At 65.8% G+C, this 2,155-nt stretch carries 2 protein-coding genes; both read right to left on the bottom strand.

Annotation, left to right across the window (positions count from 1 at the left end):
- Positions 1–122: 122 nt before the first annotated feature.
- Complete coding sequence (locus tag BRAS3809_RS10135) at positions 123–1,778, bottom strand: fumarate hydratase (protein WP_008961995.1); 1,656 nt, start codon at positions 1,776–1,778, stop codon at positions 123–125.
- A gap of 186 nt (positions 1,779–1,964) precedes the next feature.
- Positions 1,965–2,155: hypothetical protein (locus tag BRAS3809_RS37045; RefSeq protein WP_210161098.1), on the bottom strand; the 191-nt coding region annotated here is incomplete at its 5' end.

Here is a 2,155-nt window from a genome sequence, read left to right as displayed (position 1 = left end):
GTGCCGTTGCGGCGCGCGGTCTGCCACCTCGAAAGATACGAACACGTTCGCCTTCTACACACAAACACCAACGGCCGGGATCGCTCCCGGCCGCCCGCAACAAACACCACCCCCGCTTCGCCTCAGCCGAGGTTCAGCTCCTTGAAGAAGTCGTTGCCCTTGTCGTCGATGATGATGAAGGCCGGGAAGTCCACGACCTCGATGCGCCAGATGGCTTCCATGCCGAGTTCGGGATATTCGACGACCTCGACCTTCTTGATGCAGTGCTCGGCGAGGTTCGCCGCGGCGCCGCCGATCGAGCCGAGATAGAAGCCGCCGTGCTTCTTGCAGGCCTCGCGCACCGCGGGCGCGCGGTTGCCCTTGGCGACCATGACCATCGAGCCGCCGGCGGCCTGGAACTGGTCGACGAAGGAATCCATGCGGCCCGCCGTGGTCGGGCCGAATGCGCCGGAGGCGTAGCCGTCGGGGGTCTTGGCGGGACCGGCGTAGTACACGGGGTGGTTCTTGAAGTAGTCTGGCAGCGGCTCGCCGCGGTCGAGGCGCTCGCGCAGCTTGGCATGCGCAGCGTCGCGGGCGACGATCATGGTGCCGGTCAGCGACAGCCGGGTCTTGATCGGATTCTTCGACAGCGTGGCGAGGATGTCCTTCATCGGCTGGTTCAGGTCGATCTTCACGACCTCGCCACCGAGCGCCTGCTCGACCTCCGGCAGGTACTGCGCCGGATGATGCTCGAGCTCCTCGAGATAGACGCCGTCCCTGGTGATCTTGCCGAGCACCTGGCGATCGGCCGAGCAGGACACGCCGAGCCCGATCGGCAGGCTTGCGCCGTGGCGCGGCATGCGGATGACGCGGACGTCGTGGCAGAAATACTTGCCGCCGAACTGGGCCCCTACTCCCAGGCTCTGCGTCATCTTGTGGATCTCCTGCTCCATCTCGACATCGCGGAAGGCGTTGCCGTCGGCGGAGCCGTGGGTCGGCAGCGCGTCGAGATAGCGCGCCGAGGCGAGCTTCACCGTCTTCATGCACAGCTCGGCCGAGGTGCCGCCGATGACGATCGCGAGGTGATAAGGCGGGCAAGCCGCGGTGCCGAGCGTGAGGATCTTCTCCTTCAGGAACGCCAGCAGCCGGTCCTTGGTCAGCACCGACGGCGTCGCCTGGAACAGGAAGCTCTTGTTGGCCGAGCCGCCGCCCTTGGCCATGAACATGAACTTGTAGGCGTCCTCGCCCTCGGCGTAGATCTCGGTCTGCGCCGGCATGTTGTTGGCGGTGTTCTTCTCTTCATACATGCTCAGCGGCGCGACCTGCGAGTAGCGCAGGTTCCGGCGCAGATAAGCGTCGCGCGCGCCTTCGGAGAGCGCCGCCTCGTCGTCACCGTCGGTGATGACGTTGCAGCCCTTCTTGCCCATGATGATCGCGGTGCCGGTATCCTGGCACATCGGCAGCACGCCGCCGGCGGAGATGTTGGCGTTCTTCAGGAAGTCGAGCGCGACGAACTTGTCGTTCGGGCTGGCCTCCGCATCGTCCAGGATGCTGCGCAGCTGCTTTAGATGGCCGGGGCGCAGGAAATGGTTGATCTCGCCGAACGCGGCCTCCGACAGCGTCCGCAGCGCCTCGCGCGACACCACCAGCATGTCGCGGCCCAGGACCTTCTCGACCCTGACGCCCTCGGTCGTGATCTTCTTGTAGGGCGTGGTGTCCGGCCCGAGCGGAAACAGCGGCGTGTGCTTGTAGGGCGGGACGGGCTTGGACTGGTCGGGGAAAGCGGTGGGCGCGTTCATGGCGAATCTCGCGGGGTTCTAAAGGCGGCCGCCCAAAGCGGTCTTGACAGGTCTGATATCACCCTGGGGCCGAGGCGCAACATATGGTTCGGCATGGCCGTTCCGGGGCGGGACCATGCCACCTTTGGTCTGAATGGCGGGTGGGAGGTAGCTGAAACGGCTGACCGCCAGCTCCCGGACGAAGGATCAGCGCGCGCTGAGCAAACGGTCGATCTGTGCGTTGAACGCGCCCCGTGACAGCTGGCCAGCACGCAAGTCGGAACGGCGGCGCTCGACGTCAAGCAACTGCCCCTCGGTCATGCGGAGAGTCGACTGATGCTGAACCCCCGACGTTCTGACGGCTTTCGGTCCGCGTCCGGTCCATGGCGCTCCATCGC

Source organism: Bradyrhizobium sp. STM 3809, from assembly GCF_000239795.1.
Classification (GTDB): domain Bacteria; phylum Pseudomonadota; class Alphaproteobacteria; order Rhizobiales; family Xanthobacteraceae; genus Bradyrhizobium.
This window is presented reverse-complemented; position numbering and strand designations above follow the sequence as displayed.